3 protein-coding genes are annotated in these 3558 nt (G+C 69.4%); 2 read left to right on the top strand and 1 reads right to left on the bottom strand.

Features of this window, described 5'->3' with window-relative positions; genetic code table 11:
• The first annotated feature begins 232 nt into the window (after positions 1-232).
• The gene (locus tag AB0I73_RS40705) at positions 233-1963 is read left to right on the top strand and encodes a SpoIIE family protein phosphatase (protein ID WP_363045424.1); all 1731 of its coding nucleotides are present in this window, start codon (positions 233-235) and stop codon (positions 1961-1963) included.
• Between the two features lie 503 nt (positions 1964-2466).
• Positions 2467-2934, top strand: coding sequence for a hypothetical protein (locus AB0I73_RS40700; RefSeq protein WP_363045423.1), 468 nt, complete (start codon positions 2467-2469; stop codon positions 2932-2934).
• A 93-nt stretch (positions 2935-3027) separates the two neighbouring features.
• Here the strand turns inward: AB0I73_RS40700 and AB0I73_RS40695 are convergent, their stop codons facing one another.
• A complete protein-coding gene (locus AB0I73_RS40695) occupies positions 3028-3336 on the bottom strand; it encodes a hypothetical protein (RefSeq protein ID WP_363045422.1) in 309 nt (102 codons plus the stop codon).
• Positions 3337-3558: the final 222 nt, after the last annotated feature.

Here is a 3558-nt window from a genome sequence, read left to right as displayed (position 1 = left end):
CGACGACGGCGGCCTGCCACCCTCCTCCTCGGCGATCGTCTCCCCCTACGACACCACGGCGCGCTACCCCGGCGCGCGCCGGGGAGGCAAGGGCCGGCACGCCTGCACAGGGGGTAGCCGGGAAAGGAATGCTGGACAGGACAGTACGCAGCGTCCGGGTGTGCAGCGGGCGGGCACGACCAACGATCATGAAGGAGGCACACGCGTGGCGGAGCCAGAGCGGACCGAGAGCATTGATCAGCGGTCGGGCAGGGCGGCTGACACCACTGTGGCCGGGGCGCTGGCCGCCATCGGCGCGGGGGCGTACGTGGTGGATGAAAAAGGGTGCATCATCGCGGTAAACGCCCGAGCCGAGCAGCTGCTGGCCCGGCCCGCTGAGGACCTTGTCGGCCGTGACGCGCACGATCTGCTGCACCGCGATGCCCGCGGGCAGCCGATACCGACCAGCCGATGCAGCATGCGGCAGGCCTTCCACGCCGGACGCACCGCCCAGGCCCAAGGAGAGTGGTTCGCCCGCGGTGACGGCTCCCTGCTGCCCATCTCCTGGATGATCACTCCTTATGACACCGGTGGCCGGGAGGCTGCCACGCTCGTGGTCTTCCACTGCGACCGGCAACCGCAGGAAGCGGGCCCGCGGCCGGAGCCGGGGACCGAGGCGCTGACCGAGCTGGAGCGGCTGGCCCTGCTGGCGGAGACCACCACACAGCTGACCTCCACCCTCGATGTCGGCGAGGCGCTGCGCCGACTCGTGGCACTGCTCGTGCCCCGGCTGGCGGACTGGGTGGTCATCGACCTGATCACGGAGCGCGACGAGGTGTGGCGCACCGCGGTGGTCCACGCCGAAGGCGGGACCCTGGTGCGCCACGAAGAGCTTCAAGGACCGATGCCCCCGGTGCCGGAAGAATCCCCGATGCCACTGTCCAGAGCTCTGCGCGGGGTTGCCTCCACCCTTGCCAGTCCCAAGACCTACCAACGGCCACCCGATTCCGGCATAGCGGTCGAACAGCGCCACCTGTTCGAGGCGACCGGCATCCGCTCCGCGGCCATCGTCCCCATTCGCAGCACCCGGGACATCCTAGGGGCCCTGACCCTGGGCCGAGCCGACACGGCCGGCGACTTCACCACCGCCGACCTCCCGCTGATCGAGGACATCGCACGCCGGGCCGCGGTCGCTCTGGACAACGCGCGCCTCTATCAGCGTCAGCGCAAGGTCGCCGAGACCATGCAGAACCACCTGCTGCCCCAGCTGCCGCGCGTGCCCGGGCTGGAGATGATCGCCCGCTATCTGCCCGCACCCGACGCCTCACAGGTCGGCGGCGACTGGTACGACGCCTTCTGCCTGTCCGACGGCGCCACCGCCCTGGCCGTCGGCGACGTCGTCGGCCATGACCTGGAGGCAGCGGCCGGCATGGCGCAGGTGCGCAACGTGCTCCGTGCCTACGCCTGGTCCCAGCAGGAACCCCCGAGCCGGATCGTCGAGCGGCTCGACGAGGCGATCACGCACATCACCAATGTGCCCATGGCCACCATGCTCTTCGCCCGCCTCGAACAGGGAGCGGACAACGGCCACTGGGAACTGTCCTGGACCAACGCCGGCCACCCGCCACCCCTGCTGATCAGCCGTGACGGCCTTACTCACTACCTCACCGACGGCCACGGCATCCTCCTGGGCACTGGGACCCGCACACCCCGCCCCGACGCCACCGTCGTGCTGCCGCCCGGATCCACCCTCCTGCTGTATACCGACGGCCTCATCGAAGCAGCCGGACACTCCCTGGACGAAGGCCTGAGCCGACTGCGCCAGCACGCGGCCGCCCTCGCCCACCGCTCCCTGGCCTCCTTCACCGACCAGCTCCTGCGGCGGGTCCGCCCCGCCAACAACGACGACGACGTCGCCCTCCTCGCGCTACGGACCCCCGTCGAAACGCGCGCGAGTTGGGGCCCTCGTCTGCCGTGCAGCTGACCAAGTCTGCCTCTGTGGCGACAGGCTCGCCGCTCTGCCCCTTCCGCCTGGCCCTCCGACGTTCCCGGGCAGTTCAGTAGACAACGCAGCCCGCACCATCAATCGCCCGGGGAGCCGGCCCGGGGATCCCGCAGAGTTTCTAAAATCGGTGCTGACGTAGCGCATATCCGGCCCGGCCTCTCCAACATCAGGGCTGCGCACCACAGTTTTGGGCTGAGAGCCGTAGCTGGCATCCTGCCGGACCAACGCTTCCCAATTAGCCGACTGCCGCGCAACAACCCCGCCACCGTGATGCCCCGCTCGGGGCTGACTAGCGGTTACTCGGATCCGACTCGCCAAGCGTCACGCAAACGCACGTGCGCTCACGTTGCCCCTTGTCCAGGTTCGCTACCTGCGACATTCCGCCTATTCCGGCAGGGGAGAAACCTCCGTCCCGGCACGCTGCGCGACGGCTCGGGGAAAAGCCGCTGCCGTCCGGGGCGTGCCGCTGGGAGACTGCGGGGATGACCACGCCGCGGCTGCCGTTCCCGGTCCCGGACGAACGCGCCCACCTCTTCGTCGACAGCTACGCCGACATGCACGACCTTGTTGAGGACCTGGTCGTGCCCGCCGGCGCGCCCGAGGCCGCGGCGACGGTCCTGCGTACGGCCCGCGAGCTGCTGCGCCAGTCGTACTACTGCTACGAGTTCTCCATCGTGGCGGTCATGCACTCCCTGATCGCGGTGGAGATCGTGCTGCGCGACCGCACCCCGGGCGCGGGCACCAAGCCGCTGTTCCAGCTCATCAAACAGGGTGCCGACGCGAGCATCCTGACGGCCCGGCAGGCGGAGCACCTCGACTACGGCCGGCAGATCCGCAATGGCATGGCGCACGGTCAGACCATCCACGCGGCGATGCCGCCGGCCATGGCGGCGGAGATGGTGACGACCTCGTTCGCGATCGTCTCCGAGCTCTGCGCCGCACCCGTCTGACGATCACGGATCGGTAACGGCGCTCAGGGGAACTGGCGAGGAGCGTCGTGCAGATCGTGCGATACGCCTGGAGGCCGGGTGAAGCGCTAGGCCCTACGCCGCCCGGTCCCACTGGTCCGGGAGGTCTTCGTCCGGCGGGTGCTGTGCGGCTTTCTCACGGGCACGGAGGATGGCCCAGGTGAGTGCGGTGAGGCAGGTGAGGTACCAGGGCAGGGGCCATAGGGCGGGCCACCAGCCAGCCTGCGGGGTAACGAGCAGCTCGGTGGCGGCGGTGGTCATGCCAGCGGCGAGGCTCCAGCACGGCAGGCGGCCGGTCGGCTGCACGGCTCGGATGAGCCGGCTCTGGTCGTGGTGGCGTCGGGTGGGGCAGGAGGCGGGCACGCGTCTGCCGGGCGTACTCATCCGGGGAATGTCCTTCACAGCAGGGGTGGTTGCCGCGGGCTGGGAAACCACGCATGCAGGACGGCGTAAGTGTGCATGGTGTGAGGCCCGGCCACAGCGGCACCCGGTGCGGGGAGTGTCTAATATCAACGGCCCTGTCTCACTTTCGGTGGTGACGGAGAGTCGTGAGGGTCGTTGACATTCGCGTGAAGAATGTCAACGAGCTTGTGCAGATGGTGTTTT

Origin of the sequence: Streptomyces sp. NPDC050388 (assembly GCF_040655635.1) — a bacterium.
Lineage (GTDB): Bacteria > Actinomycetota > Actinomycetes > Streptomycetales > Streptomycetaceae > Streptomyces.
This window is presented reverse-complemented; position numbering and strand designations above follow the sequence as displayed.

Coding starts and splice junctions, on each gene's coding strand:
- AB0I73_RS40700 (WP_363045423.1), top strand. CDS start 2,467: ATGACCACGCCGCGGCTGCCGTTCCCGGTCCCGGACGAACGCGCCCAC.
- AB0I73_RS40695 (WP_363045422.1), bottom strand. CDS start 3,336: ATGAGTACGCCCGGCAGACGCGTGCCCGCCTCCTGCCCCACCCGACGC.